The organism is Ruminococcus flavefaciens 007c (assembly GCF_000571935.1).
GTDB lineage: Bacteria > Bacillota > Clostridia > Oscillospirales > Ruminococcaceae > Ruminococcus > Ruminococcus flavefaciens_F.
The window spans coordinates 180,338-203,495 of sequence record NZ_ATAX01000025.1; the positions used below are offsets into that span (position 1 = coordinate 180,338).

At 45.8% G+C, this 23,158-nt stretch carries 14 protein-coding genes; 7 read left to right on the forward strand and 7 right to left on the reverse strand.

Going from position 1 to position 23,158, the window contains the following annotated elements:
- The first annotated feature begins 8 nt into the window (after window positions 1–8).
- Together RF007C_RS09745 and RF007C_RS16520 are read left to right on the forward strand one after the other, a co-directional pair.
- Window positions 9–2,540, forward strand: a complete 2,532-nt coding sequence (locus tag RF007C_RS09745; protein WP_037299417.1) for a hypothetical protein — start codon at window positions 9–11, stop codon at window positions 2,538–2,540.
- Window positions 2,541–2,615: 75 nt separating this feature from the next.
- Window positions 2,616–4,118 (forward strand): LCP family protein, encoded by a 1,503-nt coding sequence (locus RF007C_RS16520; protein ID WP_051456612.1) that lies wholly within the window; start codon window positions 2,616–2,618, stop codon window positions 4,116–4,118.
- A 76-nt stretch (window positions 4,119–4,194) separates the two neighbouring features.
- Here the strand turns inward: RF007C_RS16520 and RF007C_RS09755 are convergent, their stop codons facing one another.
- Entirely contained in the window at window positions 4,195–5,022 is an 828-nt protein-coding gene (locus RF007C_RS09755; RefSeq protein ID WP_037299418.1) for a YhfC family glutamic-type intramembrane protease, read from the reverse strand.
- A gap of 137 nt (window positions 5,023–5,159) precedes the next feature.
- Window positions 5,160–6,431: an aminotransferase class I/II-fold pyridoxal phosphate-dependent enzyme gene (locus RF007C_RS09760; RefSeq protein WP_037299419.1), complete on the reverse strand. Its 1,272-nt coding sequence runs from the start codon at window positions 6,429–6,431 to the stop codon at window positions 5,160–5,162.
- A 328-nt stretch (window positions 6,432–6,759) separates the two neighbouring features.
- Between RF007C_RS09760 and RF007C_RS16980 the strand changes: the two genes are divergently transcribed.
- Window positions 6,760–8,298, forward strand: coding sequence for a dockerin type I repeat-containing protein (locus RF007C_RS16980; RefSeq protein WP_082316745.1), 1,539 nt, complete (start codon window positions 6,760–6,762; stop codon window positions 8,296–8,298).
- A gap of 111 nt (window positions 8,299–8,409) precedes the next feature.
- Window positions 8,410–9,312 (forward strand): hypothetical protein, encoded by a 903-nt coding sequence (locus RF007C_RS09770; protein WP_037299420.1) that lies wholly within the window; start codon window positions 8,410–8,412, stop codon window positions 9,310–9,312.
- Between the two features lie 74 nt (window positions 9,313–9,386).
- On the opposite strand, the gene RF007C_RS09775 is transcribed toward RF007C_RS09770, so the two are convergent.
- On the reverse strand, window positions 9,387–10,709 hold the full coding sequence (locus RF007C_RS09775) for a glycoside hydrolase family 3 protein (RefSeq protein ID WP_051456613.1): 1,323 nt from the start codon (window positions 10,707–10,709) through the stop codon (window positions 9,387–9,389).
- 12 nt (window positions 10,710–10,721) lie between these two features.
- Window positions 10,722–12,803, reverse strand: a complete 2,082-nt coding sequence (locus RF007C_RS09780) for an SAM-dependent methyltransferase (protein WP_037299421.1) — start codon at window positions 12,801–12,803, stop codon at window positions 10,722–10,724.
- Between the two features lie 186 nt (window positions 12,804–12,989).
- On the opposite strand from RF007C_RS09780, the gene RF007C_RS09785 reads away from it, so the two are divergent.
- The 3 genes from RF007C_RS09785 to RF007C_RS09795 all read left to right on the forward strand — a co-directional run bounded on the left by RF007C_RS09785 (window position 12,990) and on the right by RF007C_RS09795 (window position 19,144).
- Complete coding sequence (locus RF007C_RS09785) at window positions 12,990–14,945, forward strand: bifunctional diguanylate cyclase/phosphodiesterase (RefSeq protein ID WP_037299422.1); 1,956 nt, start codon at window positions 12,990–12,992, stop codon at window positions 14,943–14,945.
- A gap of 52 nt (window positions 14,946–14,997) precedes the next feature.
- Complete coding sequence (locus tag RF007C_RS09790) at window positions 14,998–17,541, forward strand: DUF4832 domain-containing protein (RefSeq protein WP_037299424.1); 2,544 nt, start codon at window positions 14,998–15,000, stop codon at window positions 17,539–17,541.
- 196 nt (window positions 17,542–17,737) lie between these two features.
- Entirely contained in the window at window positions 17,738–19,144 is a 1,407-nt protein-coding gene (locus RF007C_RS09795) for a cellulase family glycosylhydrolase (RefSeq protein ID WP_037299425.1), read from the forward strand.
- Window positions 19,145–19,361: 217 nt separating this feature from the next.
- On the opposite strand, the gene RF007C_RS09800 is transcribed toward RF007C_RS09795, so the two are convergent.
- Genes RF007C_RS09800 through RF007C_RS09810 form a run of 3 tightly spaced genes read right to left on the reverse strand, consistent with a single transcriptional unit; the run spans window position 19,362 to window position 23,152 of the window.
- Window positions 19,362–22,253, reverse strand: a complete 2,892-nt coding sequence (locus RF007C_RS09800; protein WP_037299427.1) for a family 43 glycosylhydrolase — start codon at window positions 22,251–22,253, stop codon at window positions 19,362–19,364.
- Between the two features lie 41 nt (window positions 22,254–22,294).
- Complete coding sequence (locus RF007C_RS09805) at window positions 22,295–22,612, reverse strand: TfoX/Sxy family protein (protein WP_037299430.1); 318 nt, start codon at window positions 22,610–22,612, stop codon at window positions 22,295–22,297.
- Between the two features lie 54 nt (window positions 22,613–22,666).
- Window positions 22,667–23,152 carry a CDP-alcohol phosphatidyltransferase family protein gene (locus RF007C_RS09810; RefSeq protein WP_037299433.1) on the reverse strand — a complete coding sequence of 162 codons (486 nt, stop codon included), beginning with the start codon at window positions 23,150–23,152 and terminating at the stop codon, window positions 22,667–22,669.
- Window positions 23,153–23,158 lie beyond the last annotated feature (6 nt).

Genomic DNA, 23,158 nt, shown 5'->3' on the forward strand with positions numbered 1-23,158 from the left:
AGAAAATCATGTCGGAACAGAAACCATCGCTGGAGGCTATTCTTGACGAATACTCTCCCGATAATGAAGAACCCAAGACTAAAGTGGGCCGAGTCGATGCCCAGAAGATCATAAATTCTACTGTTGATTCTCCCGACATCGTTGAAAAAGCTAAATCGAGGCCTCCTGTCTCACATGAAAAATCTGCTCTTTTCGATAATGCACTTCGCAGCGACAACCCCGCAGACGATGTAAAGCCTGCGGACCTCTCAAGGCACAAGATCGCTGTCGTAAGCTCTGACGCTATGAGTGAGATAAGAACCAATCCGCAAAGAATGGTCATACCGTCGGGAACTATCACTCCCGTTCAGATGAATCCCGATGAAGCTCCGAAGATCAGGAGAATGAGCGAGTCCACAAGAGCAAAGGAGATCGAAAGCGCCAAAAAACGTAAGAAGAACAGACGCGGCAAAAACAACGATTACACCTACGCCAGGGAGACTCCCGAAGGCGAGTATATGTATACTCCCCCTGAATTCAAGAAGAAAAAGCGTACAAGGATACAGATTATATCAGCTGCCGAAAGTCCAGAGGGAAAGAAGCAGATAACCGATATCGTCCCCTCTCCTGCCGCAGTAGAAGCCGCAAAGCCCGTTGAGCCTGCTCCGAGAGCTGAGCTGACATGCATAAACCTCAGTGAAAAGGCTGATATAGACGCAGGTCAGCTTGATGTACACATCACACAGGAAGCCGATGAATATATGTCGGTCCACTCCAAGGCAAAGCGTACAAAGCGTATAGTAGACTTTAATTACTACGGAGACGTTGAAGACGTCGGCAGAGACATCTATGAGCTGAAAAGTACCATATCGGTAAGAGTTCTGATCCTTGCCATGACTGCTTTCCTCAGTCTCTTCATGACCATCTCAAATCAGTTTGAGCTGCCTATCATGGACGTTCTGAGCATGTCGCACATAAAGACATATCTGACTATCCACCTTATCCTCGGAATAGTTTCGGTGCTTGCATCAATGGCAGTTATAACCAAGGGACTGCGTAAGATACTGAGCTTCAAGGCTGACAGCGATTCCATGACAGCAGTCACCGCACTGTCCTGTCTTATAGCAATTATCCCCGCATTTATGCGGCCTGACCTTGTAAGCTCGGAGAATATCCACATATATATGCCCGTGGGCATTCTGGCACTGCTTATAAATGCCATGGGAAAACACCTTATCATAAGGCGTGCCGCAAGAAACTTCAAATTCGTTTCCAAGAACTTTGAACGTCACGGCATCACCTATGTACACGACGAGGAACGTGCAGAGCGTATTACACGAGGCACTCTGGGTGATTTCCCCATACTTGCTTCAATGAGAAAGACCGATTTCCTTACGGACTTTCTGCGCTACACATATTCTTCGGATATGACGGACGACTTCTGCCGCAAGGCTTCACCAATATGCCTTATAGCTTCTATAGTCGTATCGCTTTTCCTCACATTCTTCTGCAAGGGAACCTTTACAACCCTTGAATCCGCTGCATTCGGCTTCTCAATATTCAGTATGCTGATATGCGCGACATCGTGTATAGCGATCCCCTTTGTTGTAAATATCCCACTTGAGAATGTCTCAAAAAGCGCTATAAGCAATAAGGGTATAATGCTGGGCTATCAGAGCGTTGATGATTTCTATGATACCAACTCTATACTTGTTGATGCAGGTACCCTCTTCCCCGAGGGCACTGTCAGACTCGACGGTATAAAGGTATTCTCCAATACCAAGCTCGACGAAGCTCTTCTTGAGGCTGCAAGCCTTACCGCAACTGCAGGAAGTATAATGTCCCAGCTTTTCACAGACGTTATAGCAGGACGCAACGGCGCCCTTTACCCCATAGAAAATTATTCCTATGAGGAGGGGATGGGAATGTGCGGCTGGATAAACAACAAGCGTGTTCTCTTCGGAAACCGCGAGCTCATGACCAGCCATAATATCGAAGGCGTTCCGACCAAAACTCAGGAGGCTGAGCTTACAGGAGACGGCAAGGATGCACTTTACCTTTCCATCTCGGGAAATCTTGCAGCTATGTTCGTAGTTGACCTGGTTGCCGACAGATATGTAAAGAGATGGGCAAAGAAGCTCTGCAAGCACAAGATATGTATGTTCATAAAGAGCATAGATCCCTGTATAACGCTAAAAAAGCTCAATACCCTTTTCGGTATCCCCGAGGAAATGGCAAGGATACTTCCCAAGAAGCTCCACGAGGACTTCTATGAGGAGACAAAGAAGGCAGTCCGACTCAGTGCTTCAATGGCCACAACAGGAAAATTCTCATCTCTGGCTGAACTCCTTATCGGCACTAAAGTTGTACACTCCTCGGCAATTATCGGACTGATATTGCAGGCAGCTTCCATACTTCTCGGATTTGTACTGTGTATGCTGCTGATACTTTCAAAGGCATTCCAGTCCAACTTTATATATATGTCGGCTACGGCAATGACGGTTTACAACCTTGTCTGGACAGCTTTAACATATATAGCCGTGAGCATCAAAAAAACATAAAAAAGCCCAAGAACCTGTATCAACATATACGTATGATACAGGTTCTTAAAGCATAAAACAGAAAGGAGCTCTTATATGCCACACAGATATAACGGCAGAGAGTCAGACAACATAGAAAACACTGACAATGAAGATACCATGCTGATCCCGGGAGATCTTGACGATTATCCCTCTGCCCGGCCGCAGAACCCGCCGCTGAAAAAACTCAGCCGCAGGCCGCAGTCACCTCAGCAGAGCAGCAGACCGCAGTCTCCCCAGCACAACAGCAGCTGGTCTATAGATAACGATCTGCACAGGTCGTCTGCTCCTGCTTCTCATTTTAAGACAAATCAGCAGTCACAGCCCCCTCAGTTCCCGCATACTGAACAGCCTCCCCAGTTTCCTCACTCATCGGCTCCTCCCCCGCCGCAGCAATTCAATTACAACAACGAACGCTATTATGACTACAACAGGAATCCTCCGCCATCAGCAGGAGGATATGCAGATGAAAGCTTTCCTTCCACGCCACCGCCACCTGCTATGCCACCAAGACCGAAGCAGCAGCCCTCAGGCAGGAAAAAACCTTCCGCTACCGTATCTCAGGAGGAAGCCCCCAAAAAGAAGAAGAAACGCAGACACAAGTCTCTCTTAGGTAAGATAGTCCGAAGGATAATACACATTATACTGATACTCTTCCTTCTTTTGTTCGGTATATATTCATGCACATCAATATCGCTCATAAGAAAGGTCAATAAGCAGCCCGCGAAACCGCGTACCAGATATGCGGATTCCGTTGGAAGAGGCCATGTGCGCAGCGTTCTTATTATAGGTACTGACGGAAGAACATCCGATGAGATCGGACGTTCTGACTCAATGATACTCGTTTCACTCAACAGAAAGACCAACGAGATCATTATGACCTCATTCATGCGCGACTGCTATGTTGATATCCCGAATCATGGCATGGACAAGCTTAATGCCGCATATGCCTTCGGAGGCGCTGACCTTCTCATGGAGACGCTGGAATACAATTTCGATGTCCGTATCGACGATTATGTTTCCGTTGATTTTGCCTCCTTTGTATCTGTTGTTGACGCGGTAGGCGGAATAGATATACAGGTCTCGGACGAAGAAGCCGAAGCTATAAACGTTATCCTCATATCAGAGGTCAACGAGCTCATGGGTGATGACAGGAACGCCGATCTCCTTAACGGAGGCGGAATGCTGCACCTCAACGGCAAGCAGGCTCTCTCCTATTCGAGAATAAGATATGTAGGAAACAGCGACTTTGAGCGCACCCAGCGTCAGCGCCGTGTAATGTCACTGATAATAGCAAAGCTCAAGCAATTCAAGCCTTCCATGTTCAAAAATCTTGCGTCTGACGTTATCCCTGATGTAACTACCAATATGTCAGGCCCTGCAATGTATCTTCTCTCGCTGAGGTTTCCTCTCCTTCTCGGATATGAGACCAAGCAGATACAGATACCTGCTGAAGGCACATACTACGGAGCAGATGTCGATGTAGGAAATGTGCTCCAGATAGACCTTGATGAAAACCGCAGGGTAATTGACAGAGAAGTTTTTGCGGAAAAGAAGTAATACTGCTGCAATAAAATTATAAAAGCCCGAAAGCTATCATTGATCGATGCTTTCGGGCTTTTTGAATACGTTGAGTTCATTCTGTTATATCAGGAAACAAAATCCCGTCTATACATTCTCTTCCGTCTGCAAGCCTGTATATGAGAGCGATTATTCCCAAGCCTGTAATTATTGACGTTATACTTGTAAGATACATATTGCCGCTGAAAGAAACAAGTCCCGGCAATGCATTCATAACATAGTGAAGAAGCACCGCCAGAGGAAGCCAGCGCTTCAGGAAATTCTGTTCCTTCATTTTTCTGAAAATAAGCATTGACAATGCAATATGGAAACCAAAGGCAACTATCAGATCCAGAGTATTCAGTACACCCATAAAAAGTCCGGTGTCTGCGTATTTTTGAAGCTTGTTTATGACCGTTTCGGCGTTTTCTGCTGTTTTTCCATCAGTAAAATGCTCAATCCCGTAGCGTTCAAGGTCCTGTCCGTAGCCTATAATCCTGAAGGTACTTATTCCGCGCATCCAGCATTCAATTCCTGCATGACCTATACCGTAGCATACAGCCGCAGCAGGGGTAATGATATTCGAGACCGGATACTTCATAGCAAGCCATCGCGCAGGTTCCTCAAAAAAACATACTATCTCAGTGGCAATTGCAACCTTTACGGCATACGGCGCAGAAAATAACAACAGCCATACCGTAAGATCACACAGCTTGGTTGATATGAAGTATGCCAGTATACCTGCAATAAGCGGCAGATACTTCGCTTTTGAATATCTTCCGATAGTAAAAAAAGCCACTATCGGAAGCACCATATACAATATCCCTGTCAGCCAGTACCCCGCAAAAGTACCTGCCGAGAAAGTAATTTCAGCTGTTTCCGCTGTTAAAACGCCTTCATTCATGACCCCATTTCCCCTTACATGAGCTTTATGAGATAATTATACAGCACGGTATTTATATTGTCAATAAGAAACCGCAGTACATAGAATACTGCGGTCTATTATGCTTATAAGTTTATACTGCTTCAGTTAAACGTATATTATTCACCGAGAAGCTTCTCTGCAGCTGCGATCTTAACGCAGATAACAAAGAGCTCCATAGCCTTTGCAAGATCCTCAATAGGAGGATATGTAGGAGCGATCCTGATATTCTTGTCCTCGGGATCAACACCGTGAGGGAATGTAGCACCTGCACCTGTAAGGGTTACGCCTGCATCCTTGCAAAGCTGAACTATTCTCTTTGCACATCCCGCAGGAGCGTTAAAGGAAATGAAGTAACCACCCTCGGGATCTGTCCACTCGCCTATTCCGAGAGGAGCGATCTCCTTATTGAGAACATCGCATACCAGTCTGAACTTAGGTGCGATAATTTCCTTATGCTTCTTCATATGCTCCTTCATATTCTCAATTGTTCCGAAGAACTTCACATGACGGAACTGATTCATCTTATCATAGCCGATTATGCTGATACCCAGATACTTCCTGAGCTCCTCTACATTTGCAACGCTGGCACCCATAACAGCCACGCCTGCACCGGGGAATGTAACCTTTGAAGTTGAACCGAATACGTAAACGATATCCTCATTTCCGAGCTTTTTAGCCTCATCAAGGATATTGAGTATGCAGTGCGGATCATCTGTAAGATGATGTATACAATATGCGTTATCCCAGAAGATACGGAAATCCTTTGCAGCAGGCTTTAAAGCTGCGAAACGCTTTACTGTCTCGTCGCTGTAAGAGATGCCGTCGGGATTTGAATACTGAGGCACGCACCATATACCCTTTACATCCTCGTCCTTTACAAGCTCCTCGATCATATCCATATCAGGGCCTGAAGGAGTCATGGGGATATTTATCATCTCAAAGCCGAAAAACTCTGTTACCTTGAAATGTCTGTCATATCCGGGAACGGGACATAGGAACTTGCGCTTTTCACACTGTGACCAGGGCTTGCTTCCGAGGATACCCTTGTTGAATGCGCACTGTACAGCAAAAAACATAGCATTAAGGCTTGAATTACCAAAAATAATGATCTCTTCAGTACCGACACCGATCATATCCGAAAAGAACTTCTTAGCCTCAGGGATACCATCAACGATACCGTAATTACGAACATCGGTACCGCAGCTGCTCATGAAGTTGCCGTCATCAAAGACACCAAGCATATCAACGCTCAGCTCAAGCTGCTCCTTGCACGGATTGCCTCTGGCCATATTGAGGCAGAGTCCCTGACCTTTGAAATCGTTATAGAGCTTTTCATTTTCACTCTTGAAGGAAACGATCTGATCTTTTGTCATCTGTGATAAATTCATTATCGGTATCTCACCTTTCAAATATTTTAAGTGCAGAAAATGCACAAAATCTCCACATAAAAGTATATCACAGCAAAGGGACATTTTCAAGAGACAATATCACAAATTATACAACTGTAAAACTTGTTTTTTTGTGGCTTTCGGCACTATTCGCCTATATATAGCGGTATTCCCATTAGGAATGGCATTTTGTACTAAACTATCGATGTTAATTTTTCATGAAACAGCGGTTTTTTTATTGACTTTTCTGGATATTTTGTATATAATATAAGTATACAGAAATATTTCAGGGGATGGGAATTAATTGCTTCAATTAGGAGGTATCTGTATGAAAAAATTAATCTCATCGACAATTTCATTCATTACATCAGCCGCACTTTTTCTGTGCGGAGGGCTTGGCTCAGTAACTGCTGCAAGCAACACAGAATATACTAATGACGATATGTTTGAAACTGAGTTCTGTCTCGGGGATATTGACGAACTTTCAATGGAGCTGCCGTCATCGCCTGCTGTACTCTCAAATTACAGCAGCGGCACATTCAATTACGTGGACCAGCTCGACCGCAACAATACTGCGGTGTATAATGCATTCAAGGCACTGAATGAACCTACTGTTACTCCCATAACAGTAAAAATGCCTGAGACCATCACCGTAAAACTTTCTTCTATGCCGACTGCCGAAGGCTTCACGGACGAGGATATGGAAGCTTATCAGCTTGCTATCTTCGGAAACTGCAAGCCGGGTATAGACGCTGCGCTCTTCGACCGTCCCGAGCTTTACTGGGTAGAACCCTCGGGAATAAATATCTCGCTTGACAAGGATTCTACGAGCACTTATAACTACTGGACCAGCACCTATACTGTCAAGATACGTTCACTTGTCATCACTCCTGCTTATCTCAATGGCTTTTCTTCTCTGGAAGAAGCAAAGGAATACGGCGTAAAGCTTGATAATGCCGTTGAAAGTCTTGATGTATCAGGTGATACACGCTATGCAAAACTGAAAAAATTACATGATCATATATCATATTTTACATACTACGACACCGGAGCACGTTTCAGCAATTCCGCACTGGGTGCATTGGTCGAGCCCGGAGTTGTCTGCGAAGGCTATTCCGAAGCCTTCAAGCTCATATGTGATAAGCTAGGCATTCCCTGTATATGCGTTTTCGGCAACCTGATAAAGGAAGAAAACGCAGGCCATATGTGGAACTACGTAAAGATGGAAGATGATAAGTGGTATGCAATTGACGTAACATGGGACGATATAGACGGCGAAAACGGACGTCAGGTCAAGTATGATTACTTCCTGAAGGGTTCAAAGTCCTTCTTTACCAATCATACCCCTGAAAACGACTATAATATCACCCATTTTGAGTATCCCGAGTTATCGGAAAGCAATTATGTACTCACCTCCTCTACCACATCTACAACTTCGACCACTACATCAACGACAACGACAACAACTACAACTACTACCACTTCAACAACATCAAAGACCACAACTACAACCACAACGACCACCACTACTTCGACAACAACAACTACTACTACCACATCAACTACTACTTCCACGACCTCGACCACTTCAAAGACAACCACTTCTACTACTACCTCAACTACAACAACAAAGCCAACAACAACTTCTACCACTTCAACCTCGACTACTACCACTACATCGACCACGAGCGAACCTCAATATGCCGTAGGCGACCTTAACCATGACGGAAAAGTAAATGTTGCTGATCTGGTATACTGTCAGCAATTCCTCCTCGGCAAGCGCGGAATGAAGTATTCCTGCGACTGCAATGGTGATGGTGTTGCAGATATATTTGATCTTATCTTTATGAGAAAATTACTTATATAATAACCTCTTTTCAAATTCGTCAGAGGCTCCGAAAGGAATTCGGAGCCTCTGTACGTTATAGAATTTATAAATCCAATGAAAGGGCTTCTTTAATCTGAAGCGTGATCAGCTATGAAAAATACATCAAACAACAAGCTTAAAGGCATAGCTATTTCATTTTTTTTGCGCTGGGCAACTCTTTTTATTATAATATTCCTGCTGCTGACGCTGATCGACGCTTTTACTGCTCTTTCAGACAGGAACAGCGGAGGCTCGCTGACATTCAGACTCATATTTGCAGCAGCTGCTTCAGTGGTGGTGAATGTCATCCTTTATTTCCTCGTTGCTCCCCGTATGAACAAGAACTTCAGAGCATACCGCACCATTATAATGAGCATCGCCAGCGAAGGCTATTCCCAGCGCAACATAAGCGATATGGAAAAGCAGCTTGAGATCTGTATGCAGGACAGAGAAAAGAACGAAATGCTAGTGGATCAGTATTCAATGTTCCTCGGAGAGGCTTATATCTCCCTTCACAGATATGCTGAAGCCGAAAAGCACCTTGATACAGCCGACTATGATAAAATGGCAAAAGCAGTTCAGGCAACTTCAAATATCAAGCCCCTGCAGAATATAATAATGCTCCATGTACTCTGGATACAGCTCTTCTCGGCAAGAAGAGACAAAGAAGCAACCGAGCACTGGGTCCGCAAGGGAGAAAAATACTTCGGCAGAATGCGCGGAAAAGACGAGGTAACGGATTATTTCATTGATACTGCATATTTTGAGTCACTTCTAGTACACGATCAGTACAGCAGTGCTCTTGAACTCCTGAAAAAGTACGAATCAAACGAAGCTCTTGAATTCGGCGTAAGTCTTGACAAAGCCCGCTGCCTGAAGCTCATGGGCTCCGCAGAAAAGGCAAATAAATACTTCAACAAGGCCTATGAGCTTGCAGCCAATGACTGGCGCAGACTTACCGTAGAGCTTGAACGCGGTGTCTCTGACAGTCCTTCCGAAAACACAAACAGCTGAACAACTGTACGTCATATAAAAAGCAACACCCGAAAGATTCGGTTATCGATCTCTTTCGGGTGTTTTTTACAGCTTTATTTATTTGTTATGTCCATTTTCTTGGATTTGAGCTCGAGTATGCGATAAACGCTCTCGTCTATGCGTTCCTCGGAAAGTCTTCCTTCGGCTACAGCCGCTTCGACTCCTGTTGCAGCTGCACCAAGATCAGCAGGCATAAGAAGCATATCTCCGCCTGCTTCAAGCACACGAACCGCAAGCTCACCGCTTGAATAATTATCCGCAACAGCCTTCATTGAAAGCGAGTCGGTTATAATAACTCCGTCAAAACCCAGTCTGCTTCTCAGCTCACTGGTAATCATGATACGTGATATAGAAGCAGGAAGCCTGTCCACACCGTTCATGGTGATATGACCAACCATGACCATATCCGCACCTGCATCAATACCGCTGCGGAAAGCAAGGAATTCAGCTGAAAGAAGCTGTGCAATGTTTTTATCGGAATAAACAACTCCGTAATGGGAGTCTCCGGAAGTATTGCCGTGTCCCGGGAAATGCTTCAGAGTACAGAATACTCCGCCGTCCTGGAAGCCCTTTACTGCTGAAGACGAAAGAGTTGCCGCTTCGTGGAAATCATCGCTGTACGCACGCTTGCCGATAACAGTATTTGCAGGATTCGACCAGGTATCAGCAACCGGTGCAAAATCGAGGTTGAAGCCGAGTCCGGAAATATCAGTCGCTATCTGCTTAGCATTATCGTATGCAGTCTTTTCGCCTTCCGACTTATAGTCATACATGGGCGAGAAGGACGTTGTGCCAGCCTTTTCAGCACATCTTGCAACTGTACCGCCTTCCTCGTCAACAGAATAGAACAGCGGGATCATGCCCTCTTCAGCCGCATATTCCGACGTATTCGAAATCATTTCAGATATTGCATCTGCCGACTCGATATTCTTTGAGAAATAAACTATTCCGCCAACAGGGTATTCCTTAAGACTTGCTTTAGTCGTCTCATTTGCCGCAGTATAGTTGCCTCCCTTTGTAAGTCCCTCCGGAGTTACGATGAAAAGCTGACATACCTTCTCGTGGAGAGACATATCATTTATGCGCTGCTCAATGCTGTCCAGAGCTTCCGTAACAGCCTCTGTTGCAACCGTCTCGGTAGTGGCTGTATTTGCAGCATTTTCTTTTGTTGTACCATTCTGTGACGCTTCACCTGTTGTCCCCGCTTTTGTCGTTGATGGACCACCTGTAGTAACTCTGCTTACACCGGCTGCAGGACCTCCCTGCCCGTTGTTGTTGGCATTAAGACCGTTTGAAAGCATCATTACGCCTCCAATGACGACAATCATAGCTATCAGAGCTATGAATGTAGCCGTAAGTTTGTTCTTGTCTGACATAAGCTCCTCCTTTCATATAAGCGGATGCCGTCTGAACCCCCTGCTCGTTTCAAAAGAATCATATTCAGCCTTTGATATGGCAATACATTCCTCCACCAGTCTGTCAGCCTCCTGCGAAGGCTCAAAGACAACAGGAAATTTAGCCACCTCTCCCGACTGGAAATTCAGCGTAGGATTTAACTGACCGAATATATAAGCAAAGACCTTGGAATTCAATAGTCCGCATATAAACCATTTCTTCTCACCCAGTTCAAAGATACAGCAGCCGCCGTTATCGAAGATATAGCCTTCTCCGAACTGCCTTATGCTGAATCTTCCGCTGGTGAGCGTTGACCATGTAAGTCCCTCCTTTGTGAAGTAGCGGTAATTTGCTATAACAGCCGTAGGCACTGCCCTGATCTCTGCAGCGTCATCATACCAGTCAATGATATAATCATCAAAGCCATACCATTTACGATATCCGCCGCCCTTATTGTACGGGAACCAGCGCTTTTCCAGCGTTTTTTCCCTTACGATGCATCGGCTGCCTATGTTAATATGAGCCATATCGACTTCATACCACAATCTTAGAAATCTGCCGTTATCAGATGTTGAATTGCCTTTTCTCGGAGCTGATATGCTCCCGAGAGCTGGATATTTATCATAAATCTCCCTTACTCTGTCACTTATCCAGTATGCGGCGGGAGAATGAGGTATCTTGCCGAAATCATCAGCACTCGCCTCATATACGTAACCGCAGTTTCTGTCGGCGATGGCCTCAAGCAGCTTTTGTCTCTGTACCTCAAGACCGCCGCGGAAATCCGTCAGGCGGATATATATGCCTTTTGCGTCATATTTCCCGTTTCTCAGCGTGAATGCGCACACCGGAACAGTAGCTTCGTCAAAAGCGGAGTATTCAAGCTGTATCAGTGTTTCAGGAGTTTTTTCGTTAAAAAGCATACGTCTCAGCTTTTCATAGCTCTGTATGAACATCCACACATAAGGCGTGAAGAAACCCATATATCCGCCATCCTCCGTCAGCTCGCAGCAGCGCTGTATAAATGCCGAGAACAGATCTGCACGCTGTTCGGGATAATTCTCCTTGATAAACGAAAGCAGACGGCTGTTCATATTTGCTGAAGACATATAGGGAGGATTGGTCACAACCGCGCTGTATCGCCTTGTAAGGAGCCGATATACGGCAGCAGCCTTTGTGCTACCTTCTTCGGGAGGGATATATGGACGTATCAAACTTCCGAAGATCTCACTGTCCGAAAACTGCCGTGAGAAACTGTTCTCCCCGCAGGAAATACCCTCCGTATCGTATATCTGAGGCGATATTCCGCTGTAAATTATGTCCTTATGGTACTGTGCAGCCTTCATAATAAGAACAAAACGAGCTATCCTGCAAACACAGCTGTCAATATCAAGGCCGAAAATATGCCTTGCAAGCACCTGCTCCGCAGCCTTTTCAACAGAGACTCCCTTGGCAAGATACACCTTCATGAAAATATCAAAGGCATAGGCCAGGATATTGCCGCTGCCGACGCAGGGATCGAGCAGAGTGATCTCTTCTGTTTCTCTCTTCAAAGCAGGGTGAACGAAAGAAATATGATAATCCATTCCCGGTATATCGTATCCGCAGCCTTCCGAAAAGATCCTGCCAAGCGTATTTTCTGTCATATACCTCACTATCCATTCGGGAGTGAAGATCTGCGTGGCAGCAGGAAGACTGTCAGCGTCAACTTTTTTGTTCTTCTTCAGTCCGCTGAGAGCTTCGTTCTTGCGTTCACTATTATAGTACTGATACAGCTGACCGATGAGCTGAATGTTGCCTTCCCAAAGCTCGGAAGGAATATCACGGAGACAGCTGCGGACTTTTATTACGGCACATTCCGTCACGGGATCACCGTCGTCTGTTATAAATATCTGTGGAAAAAGTTCATGCAGACAAAGCGTGTCATTCGGAAGCAAAAGGCTGTTTTCAGCCATATATTCCAGAGCAGCACCGCGCAGGAACGCCTCAAAGGCACACGGTGAATAGGGACTGCCGAAAAATTCTGCCAGTGCAGTCCTGATATCTGCTGAAATATTCCTGAGCGCCGATCTTTTCATGAACTCCCCCCTTGTTATATCTATTATAACATATAACATAGAAAGTTTCAAGTTTAATTTTTTGTTTTCAGTATGAATTTTATGTTAAATTGTGCTATATTTAATTGTGTACTATTGACAATTTACGGTTATTGTGTTATAATAAGCTGAAATAAAATTTTCTTTTTTGTTTCAGGGGGGACCGATATGAGAACTATTCTGAAAGGATTAGGCTTCGAAAAACAGAGTAAGTATCTCCGGGATTATTTCTTTAACTCAAATATACGAGCGAGCATTTATATGTCGATAGTGATAATCGTCCTCGAGATATGGATGATACTGCGCCTGACATACAAGATATTCGATGAACATCTTCAGACGCAGTTCTGGCAGCTTTTTGAGAAGTATTACTCAAATTACATCATACTCACCTTTACAGGTGTCATAATGCTGCTGTTTGCAGTGAGGTATGTAAAGGGCAAAACTACGAACAAATCCATCGGTACCGTGATAAAATGGATATTCACCTTCGTATGTATCTACTTCGGAGTAAAGATCTCACTGAATGACTATTCCAAGGGCGAGCAGATACTCACCTTCCTTTCCATGCAGCTTTTTGCTACCTGTCTGCTTATATGGAAGCCTTATATCGCCTTTCTTATATCCTCTGTTTCGTATCTCTATTTCTACTTAAGGATAAACGAGATGGTAGCTGTAAATACGGGAGAGGTCGGCACCACCGTTGCCACACAGATCAACTTCTTCATAATGTGGATTTCGACCATGATGGTCTGTATCGCCAATTACAACGGTATAAGGTCTCAGGCTCTGAAGGACGAGCATCTTGAAGAGATAAACACCTATCTTTCCAAGATCTCCATAGAGGACGAGCTCACAGGTATACATAATATGGTTTTCTTCCGCACAGAGGCTGAAAAGCTTCTGAACTATGTCACCACAGACAGAGAAAATATCATATTTCTCTTTTTCGACATAGAAAACTTCAAATCCTACAACGAAAAGTACGGATTTCATGAAGGCAATGAGCTGCTGATAAAAGCAGCCCATATGATAGACGATTCCTTCAAAGGCTCCCTTGTCTCACGTTTTTCCGACGACCATTTTGTAGTTCTTACACGCATAGACGGCGTAAAGAACACTATCGGCTATCTGTCCGGCGAGATAAAAAAGCTCCAGAGGGAGGTGCATCTTGAACTGAAATGCGGCGCATACAAACCCATAGGCGACGAAGCCGACATAAGCCTCGCCTGTGACCGTGCGCGATTCGCCTGCAACAGCATAAAGAAGCATTATGACCGTACTCTTCGGCTTTACGATAAGTCCCTTGAGGACAAGTTCCAGCTGAAGCACTACATAGTAAATAATATTGATACAGCCATTGAAAACGGCTATATAAAGGTGTACTACCAGCCTGTGGTATCCTCGAAAACAGGGTGCATATGCGGCCTTGAAGCTCTGGCAAGATGGCAGGATCCCAATTACGGACTCCTATCCCCCGGCTCCTTTATCGAGATCCTCGAAGAATACCGCCAGATCTATAAGCTGGATAAATATATTATCGAAGAGGTATGCCGCGATTACAGGAGATCCATAGACAATAAGCTGCCATTCCCGCCTGTATCTCTCAATTTTTCAAGACTTGATTTTGAGCTCTGTGACATTGTAGGATACCTGTGCGAGACAGTGGAAAAATATGATGTTCCAAAACAATTCATCGACATAGAGATCACCGAAAGCGCCCTCACAGATCAGCAGGACTTCCTGCCAAATGCAATAAAGAACCTCCGCAGCTTCGGCTATAAGGTATGGCTGGATGATTTCGGAAGCGGTTACTCGTCACTTAATGTATTAAAGGACTATCATTTTGACGTACTGAAAATCGACATGAAATTCCTCACAGACTTCAGCAGCAACGAAAAGGCTCGTCCCATACTCGAAAATATAGTAAACCTTTCAAAACAGCTAAGTATGCTTTCGCTCACAGAAGGCGTAGAAACGAAGGAACAATTTGAATTTCTCGAAAATATCGGCTGCGACAGGGTGCAGGGATACCTTTTCAGCAAGCCTGTCCCCCTGGAAACGCTCAGGGAGAAGATCTCCGCAGGAGAGCTGAAGATCTCGGAAGAATATATGATCGCATGATAAACGGGCGCTTTCTTTCTGAAAGCGCCTTTTTTCAGAGAAAGGAGTATTTATGAAAAAGCTTTTTTCGCTTATTGCCTCCGCAGCATTGATGCTCACATCAGCTCCCCCGCATATACGTGCCCATTCATCTGAGAATATGACCGACAGCGGAATAAATTATACAGAAACAGTGGAGACAATACAGAATCCAGGCGCCGGCTATACAACTACCGTATGGGCATTATGCAGGCCCGGAGATACCAGGGTATACTCCCCCACAGGAAGCCTCGTTCTTTTTTTCATTGACATAGGTGCCTTCTCCTCGGGAGTTAACGGCACGACCGATGAAGACGGAACATATACCGAAGGAACAGACTATGATCTTGACGATACATTTTTTGACGCATGGAGGGCGACCTTCCGCAACTGCCGCAAAAACGGCTGCATGGTAGCAGTACGCTTCCGCTATGACGCAGAAGGCAAGGCAGATCCCGAACCTGCCACCTTTGATAAGGTACTTGACCACATCAGACAGATACAGGACAGCCGACTGCTGTACGACAACCGCGATATACTTGCCTTTGTGGAAAGCGGCTTCGTAGGCAAATGGGGCGAGCAGCACGGCGGAAAGTATACCACAGTTGAATACAAGGCAAAGCTCCTCGAAGCAATGCTCAAAGCTGTTCCCGCCCCCACCCCTGTAACGGTAAGGACACCTGATACATTTGCAAAATTTCTTGGAATCGACCGTTCCGAGCTTGATGATCCAAGATACTATACCCCAAATAACGGCTCACTTTCATCGGATACAGAAGAGAAAAACGTATATATCCCCGAGTTTGACCGCGTAGGCCTGTACAACGACGGTTATATGGGCAGCAGCAGTGATCTCGGGACATACGCAGACAGAACGGCCGAGACAAACTGGCTGAACATGGTTACGCAGCACACCTATTTCGGCGGAGAATTCTCCGGGAATATAGAATATGCCACGCAATTCGATACCTATCTTCCCGAGAACGCGATCCCCGAGATGTACAAGACACGTCTCAGCTATATAAACGGGAATATCTTCCCCCTCTACAATGACTACATCTTCGGCAAGGAATACGATACAGGCAATAAAGACAACACAGCCTACTACGGGCAGACTGTTTTCCGCTTCATACGCGATCATATCGGTTATCGATACGTTATACGAAAGGCTGAAAACACCGCCGGGAGCGAACAGGGCGGTACGCTTACTCTTAAATTTGATCTTGAAAATACGGGCTTTGCAGATCCTGTATTTGATACCGCAGCTCATATTATCCTCGAAAAGGACGGAGTTATCTATGCTGCTCCCGTCAGATTCAAAGATAATGACAAGCAGTCACAGGATAGGATCAGCTGCGTTCTTCAGCTTCATATCCCCGACTGCATTGACACGGGTGAATGGAACATATATCTCCGCCTCTCGCCGCTGGCTTCTCTGTTTGACACAAAAAAAGAAGGTACCGAACAGATACTTCCGAGATACGGCATAAGATTTGCCAATGAGGGAGTATGGAACTCACAGCTCGGAGCAAATTATCTTGGCAGGATAAAAATTACGGATGCGCATACAGTAGGCACAGAAAACGGTTTTTACTCCATATCACCGTGTATGAACTATGAGCCCTATACCCGTCCCTACACCCTTGACAGTTCAACAGTAACGGACGGAAAGCTTTCAACTCCACGTGAATGGCAGGAAAAAGACCTTATCCTTACCAAAGGCGAACAAACCCTCTCCGTAAAAGCCGATGAAGAAGCTCTTTATGTGATGGCAAAGCTGCCGAACGATGCAGCTGCTCCCGTATATAATCTTGAATGGTACAGCGGCGGCGAGCGAAGCTGGCTGTATTACGCCTCAAACGGCTATGTTTACTTCAATCGTGATTCCTATGCAGGCTGCCGCTGCGAATGGAGCAATGGAATCGTCGAGTTCAGAGTCCCATTTGAAGTACTCGGCCTCAGGCCGAGTGAAAATATAGAATCCCTGCGCGTCTTCCTTCAGGACAGCAGCGACAGCTGGAAGCTTCTTGGCGATATGACATCGAAAAACGTTCACATTCCCTCGGAGCTTACGGTTTATTCCGCTCCTCACAGCATACGTATCCCCGAAAATGCTCCTTTTACTCTGTCGGTATCAGTCCCGAAAAACGATATGCAGTACCTCTGGTATCTTAACGGCAGTCCAATAGATGGAGCAGACCGCCGCGAATACACGATTATTTCTCCCGACAGCTCCTGTACAGGCACCTATTCCGTACAGCTGACAAACGCAGAAGGAGTACGCTCCATGGTAAAGATCGCTGATATAGTCGGCGTCGGAGATGAGAACCTCACAAAATATTCCGAGCTCCGCGGCGATACAAACTGCGACAATAACGTTGACCTCAGCGATGCAATACTGATTATGCAGGCACTCTCCAATCCAAACAAGTACGGCGAGAACGGTACCGACAGCAATCATCTTACTCATCAGGGCCGCATAAACGGTGATGTACAGGGTGGCAGGGACGGACTTACAGGAGATGACGCAGTAGAGATACAGCGCTTCTTAATAGGACTGACTGATAAATTCGAATAATAAAACTATGGTGCAGTTCACGCTGCACCATTTTTATGGTTAAAGCAGGTATTCTGTGTATCGCATTACAATTATAATATTTTTCTGCAGTTTTTACACCAAATATGTCAAAATTATGTTGTACTTTTGTGCTGGGAGTGCTATAATGTATTTGGGTAACAGTTCATTTCAGGATAATTGAAATGGAGGAAAAAATATGCACAAACAGATAATCAGCACAGCTCTCTCTGTAGTTATTTCAGCCTCTTTTCTGGGGAGCTTTCCTCGGACAGACAGCCGTTCTGCCGCCGCAGATACGGCAATGCGCGAAATAACGACAATGGAGCTTGTCAAGGACATGGGGATAGGTATCAATCTCGGAAACACTTTGGAAGCCTGCGGCGACTGGATAGCTGATGTTGACCGGCAGTGGGGAGACGGCGTGCTCTCCCCTCAGGATTACGAGACAGCCTGGGGAAGCCCCGTTATCACACAGCAGATGATACAAGGCATGGCTGACGAAGGCTTTGGTGTAGTCCGCGTACCTGTTGCATGGTCCAATCTTATAGGCGAGGGCTATAAGATCAGTCCCGAATACGACGCAAGAGTACACGAGATAGTGGACTGGATAATCTGCGCAAAGATGTACTGCATAATCAATATCCACTGGGACGGCGGCTGGGTAAACTCATTTCCCGACAACAAGGACGAGTGTATGCGCCGTTACGAGACTATGTGGACGCAGATAGCAGACAGCTTCAAGGATTACAGCGATTATCTAATGTTCGAGTCTCAGAATGAAGAGCTCGGCTGGGAAAAGGTATGGAATCCCTGGGGTGGAACCGAAGGTAAAGCCGAGTCCTACGCACTTGTAAACGAGATAAACCAGAAATTTGTTGACGTAGTCCGCAGCTCGGGCGGCAACAATCCAAAGCGTCATCTGCTCATTTCAGGCTATAATACAGGCTTTGACCGTACCTGCGATCCCCTGTTCAAAATGCCTGATGATCCTGCGGGACGCATGGCGGTGTCCGTACATTATTATTCTCCTCCGGGATTTGCCATTCTTGAAGACGAGGACGCAGAATGGGCAAAGACACGTTCCACATGGGGAACCGATGAGGACTTCAGAGAGCTCAACAGCAATATGGACATGATGAAGAACGGATATATCGACAAGGGCATACCCGTGATCATCGGCGAATACGGATGTCCTACCAAGGGAAAGGAGCCCGACTCGGTAAGACTTTTCCTCACATCGGTATGCAGGGCGGCCTATGAGCGTCAGCTCTGCCCTGTACTCTGGTCAACTCCCGGCGGACACTACGACCGTGACAACTGCCGCATGGCTGATCAGGAGCTGAAGAAGAACCTTAACGAAATATCAGGCTTCAAGCCGCAGCAGCCTACAGAACCCACAACAGTCACCGAGCCTGAGCCGCAGGTATTATCAGGCGACGTCAATAATGACGGCAGCGTCAATGTTGCGGATCTGGTGGCGCTCCAGCAGTTCCTTCTCGGCGCAGGAATAATTGAAAAAACAGAAGCAGCAGACCTCTGCGAGGATCGGATAATAGACATATATGACCTGATACTCCTTCGCAGACTTCTGATAAAAGCATAACAGCAGAAGACAAAAAGAAAACATGACATAATATAACAAGCTCCCCAAGGCGATCAGATACCGCTTCGGGGAGCTTACTGTTATCCGTTATTCCGTACAAATCAAACCTTGATGATTTGTGCACAACATAGAAACTCAGGAGAATTTTTCAGAAATTCAATGGTTTTTCATTGAATTCTTACCATTTTTGCCCCTGTTATGAAAGGGGTGATAAAACTCAGCCTACAATAACTCTGGCTGTTATACTCTTATTCTGTGAAGCCAGCTCCGCATCATCGCTCAGATTAATTACGGGAGTACCGCTTCCATCGAACACAACACGCTTTAAACGAGTATGTCTGCAAGGATCATAAAGCGGATCCTTATTGTAGGTGCCGCAGGTCTGGGAAGAATGAGAATCGGGACGGGCATGATAAACTATCAGGAGATTGCCCTTTTCATCTCTTACAAAGCTGTTGTGTCCGGGGCCGGCACAGCCATTTACATCGGCAGTTGAAAGCACAGGTCTTCCGGTCTTCTTCCAGCTCTTTGTATCCATGAGATCGGAATCAATATCCGCTTCCAGTCTGCCCACGCAGTACTCGGAACCTGTACCTGAAGCAGAGAAGAAAACATATACCTTCTTATCTGTCTTTAAGACAGCTGCGCCCTCATTCACGCGGTTATTGACCAGCTCCCAGTCAAACTCTGGTTTTGTAAGGAGTATGGGCTTATTTATAAGCTTCCAGGGCTCAGCAGGATCAATCTCCGCCATAAACAGCGAAGAATCCCCTTTTATCTCCGCCCAGATCACATAATGCTTACCGTTGTTCTCGAAATAAGTCATATCAAGGGAAAAATTGCGAAATGAATCGCTGTCTCCTGCCGAAGCCTGCATCTGTCCGCACTCTGTCCAGCTTCCCGTATAGGGATCGCCGTCGCACCTCAGTACATAGGGACGAATAGCCCATATATTGTCGCTGGCGCCCGCCGCAAAGAACATATACCATTTTCCGCCGATATAGTGCATCTCGGGAGCCCATATGTGCTTCGAAAGTATGCCGTCGGAATGAGCCTTCCAGATAGTCTTTTCCTCTGCTGAGGCAAGACCACCGACAGTTCTGCTGCGTCTGAGAATGATCCTGTCATAGCCTTTGTCAACACTTCCGTAAGCTGGATAGGAGGCTGTAAAATAGTAGTATCCGTCGCCTCCGTCAACTATATACGGATCAGCTCTTTCCTTTATGAAAGGATCGGGATAAAGCTCCGAGCTTGACTTAAGCCTGCCGCTTACATTGTAAACTCCCGCCTTTGAGGTATCTACCCTTGCAATATCCGACTGATCCCATTCAACGCTCATTTCACATCTTCCGCCGTCTGAATACAGTGCTTTTACCACAGAGGACATCTCGGCAGTGCCGCCGACAGCAACATTCACCTCCACAGGCGCTATGCCTGTATTCAGCGTTGTAAGACCTTCTGAGGGATAAGCGTTTATCAGTGCCGTATACTGATCTCCGTTTATGGGTATAACATAACCGTGACGAGGCGTAAAGTTGAAGCTGTAGCTGCTCCTGCTGACAGTCCTGAAATTTTCAAGATCAGTTGTTTCCTGCATAACGTAGTATCCGTCACCGTAAGCGTCAGACATCATCAGCCACTTGTCCGTACCTATGAGATTATAGATATTAGGACCTTCAACGCCAAGATTTCCCTCAGAGACCTGCTTTATCTCACTGTACGGGCCGCTTGCATGGTCGGCAGTTGCAAGGTAGATACGCTTATTGGTCTCGTTCTTATAGTACATATAATACTTGCCCTTCTGATAGATTATATCAGAATCTATGGCGTCATTTCCGTTCTTCGGAGCAAAGAGGAGCTGAGGCTCGGTATCGAGCTTTTTCATATCCCTGCTGTAGGCGTAATACATGATAGTTCTGTTATCACGGTCAGGAACTCTCGCCGCAAAGTATATCATGTAAGAGCCTTTCTCGGGATCATATATAGCCTGAGGCGCCCATGCACGGTCGGCTCCCTTCATAAGAGGATATTTATTTGCTATTTCTATGCTTGTCTCGTCGAACCAATGTACAAGATCCGTGGACTTTGCACTTAGCAGATTCCTGTTGCTGTTCCAGCCGAGAGAGGACTTCATATCCGTTGCAAGCATATAGTAAAGGCCGTCCTCACCCTTGAAGATATATGGGTCTCTGAGGCACTTTGTACCCACACTTGACTGCCATACAGCCCTTCCGCCGTTGAGGGCCTTGAAGTTATAACCGTCGGTGCTGACAGCATAGGAAAGTCTCTCCTGCTCGGGAGAATTTCCCAGGAAGTAAGCGAACAGATAGGCTACATCGGGCTTTTCGGTCGATATAGTGCTGTATGTTTCAATATTGGCAGCATTGCCCAGAAGGAACTGCGACAGAAGCACCATATCTGATACGTTGACGGACTTATTACCGTCCATATCCGCCACAGTCGACATAGTATCATCAAAGCCCGAAACAAGTCCGCGCTGCATGATGATACGGTCGAAAATATCAACACTTCCGTCGAAGTTCAGGTCTCCGCGTAAAAGCCTGAACTCGCCGCCCACAGGACGGATATAGAACTTCTGTCCTTCGCCTGCCCAGTAGTCCCACTGATCTATATTGGCACCGTTGTCGTAGCTGATGTCGTATACATCAAGGGCTGCATTTCCCGAACATTCGCCTGTAATGTAGTATGCGTCATCAGTACGGTGGAGAATGAAATGCTGAGCCGCTGTATCTCTGTATTCCGACAGGTATATGTTGTTGCCGTTTGTCGAGTCACCGTTCTCAATAGTCAGAGCCATTCGCCTGTCAGCGCCCGAGAGTATGCAGCATTTTCCGTTCCCTGCACTCTCGATATGCCATATCTGCGAATCATTTCCCAGCTTCTCCCACTGCTGGACATTTCCGTCGCTTGCTGCCGTTATGTACTTGCCGCTTAGCCGCACCATAATGGTATAATCGGCACCGCTGATGACATCGCCGTACTCATCGGCATAGCCGGCAGTAACAGCCGCAAGAGCAGTAACGGGACAAGCCGAAAATGCCAGCACAGCCGCTCCTGCGGAGGCAAAAAGTCTTTTCAGTCCGTTCATTTTCCTACCTCTTTTCCTTTATATTTCATTATAAAAACCTTTTATTTACGTTTTTTCTTGGGCAATGGCAGTTCATCGAGCATAGCATCAAGCAATTCCTCAAGAAATCCTCTGTTCTCCACGTCCTCAACAAGCAGCATTTCCTTTGCGCCCTCATACGGGATCTCCAGCGGTACATCTGGCATGAGCCTTCTCGCAGACGCAGTATTCTTCACAAGGAGCCTGTCATCGTAGATACCGCCTATTATCCTGCCCTGATAGTAGATTGTGTACTCCCCCATCATAGCCCTGTATGTTATATCGCTGAGTTCCGATAACTGTTCAAGTATAAAGTCAAGATATTCTTTTTTTGATGGCATTTGGATAATTCCCTTTCTTTTCTTATAGTCCTGTTACGACAGACCTGCAAAAAATTACGTTTGCTTATAAACAATACAGCTTTCATGGATAGCGGCCGCAGCGGCAACCATACATATGACAGCTGCACTGTACCTTATGTCAATAAATGAAACTGTAAACGGAAGAAGAAAACACAAGCCTCCTGCGGCCTTATTGATAACAGAATGAACTGCAGTGAGTTTTTTATGTCTTATATATCCTGATAAGATATTACCGATCTTGATCATTGCTATGATCGTTACGCAATAATATACCCATGTCGGCATACACAGCAAAGGCAGCAGCTTTATACAGCATATTGCAGCAAATATCAGATCAGCAGCCGTATCCAGCCTTGAACCGAATTCACTTACCGTATTCGTTTTTCTCGCAACCGCACCGTCAGCAATATCCGAAACACCTGCCGCCAGATAACAAAAATAAAAAACGGGAGTAAATGCCGGGCAAAACAACAGTGCGATACTCGCAAGCACTCTTATCCCTGTTATGATATTCGCCATTACAAT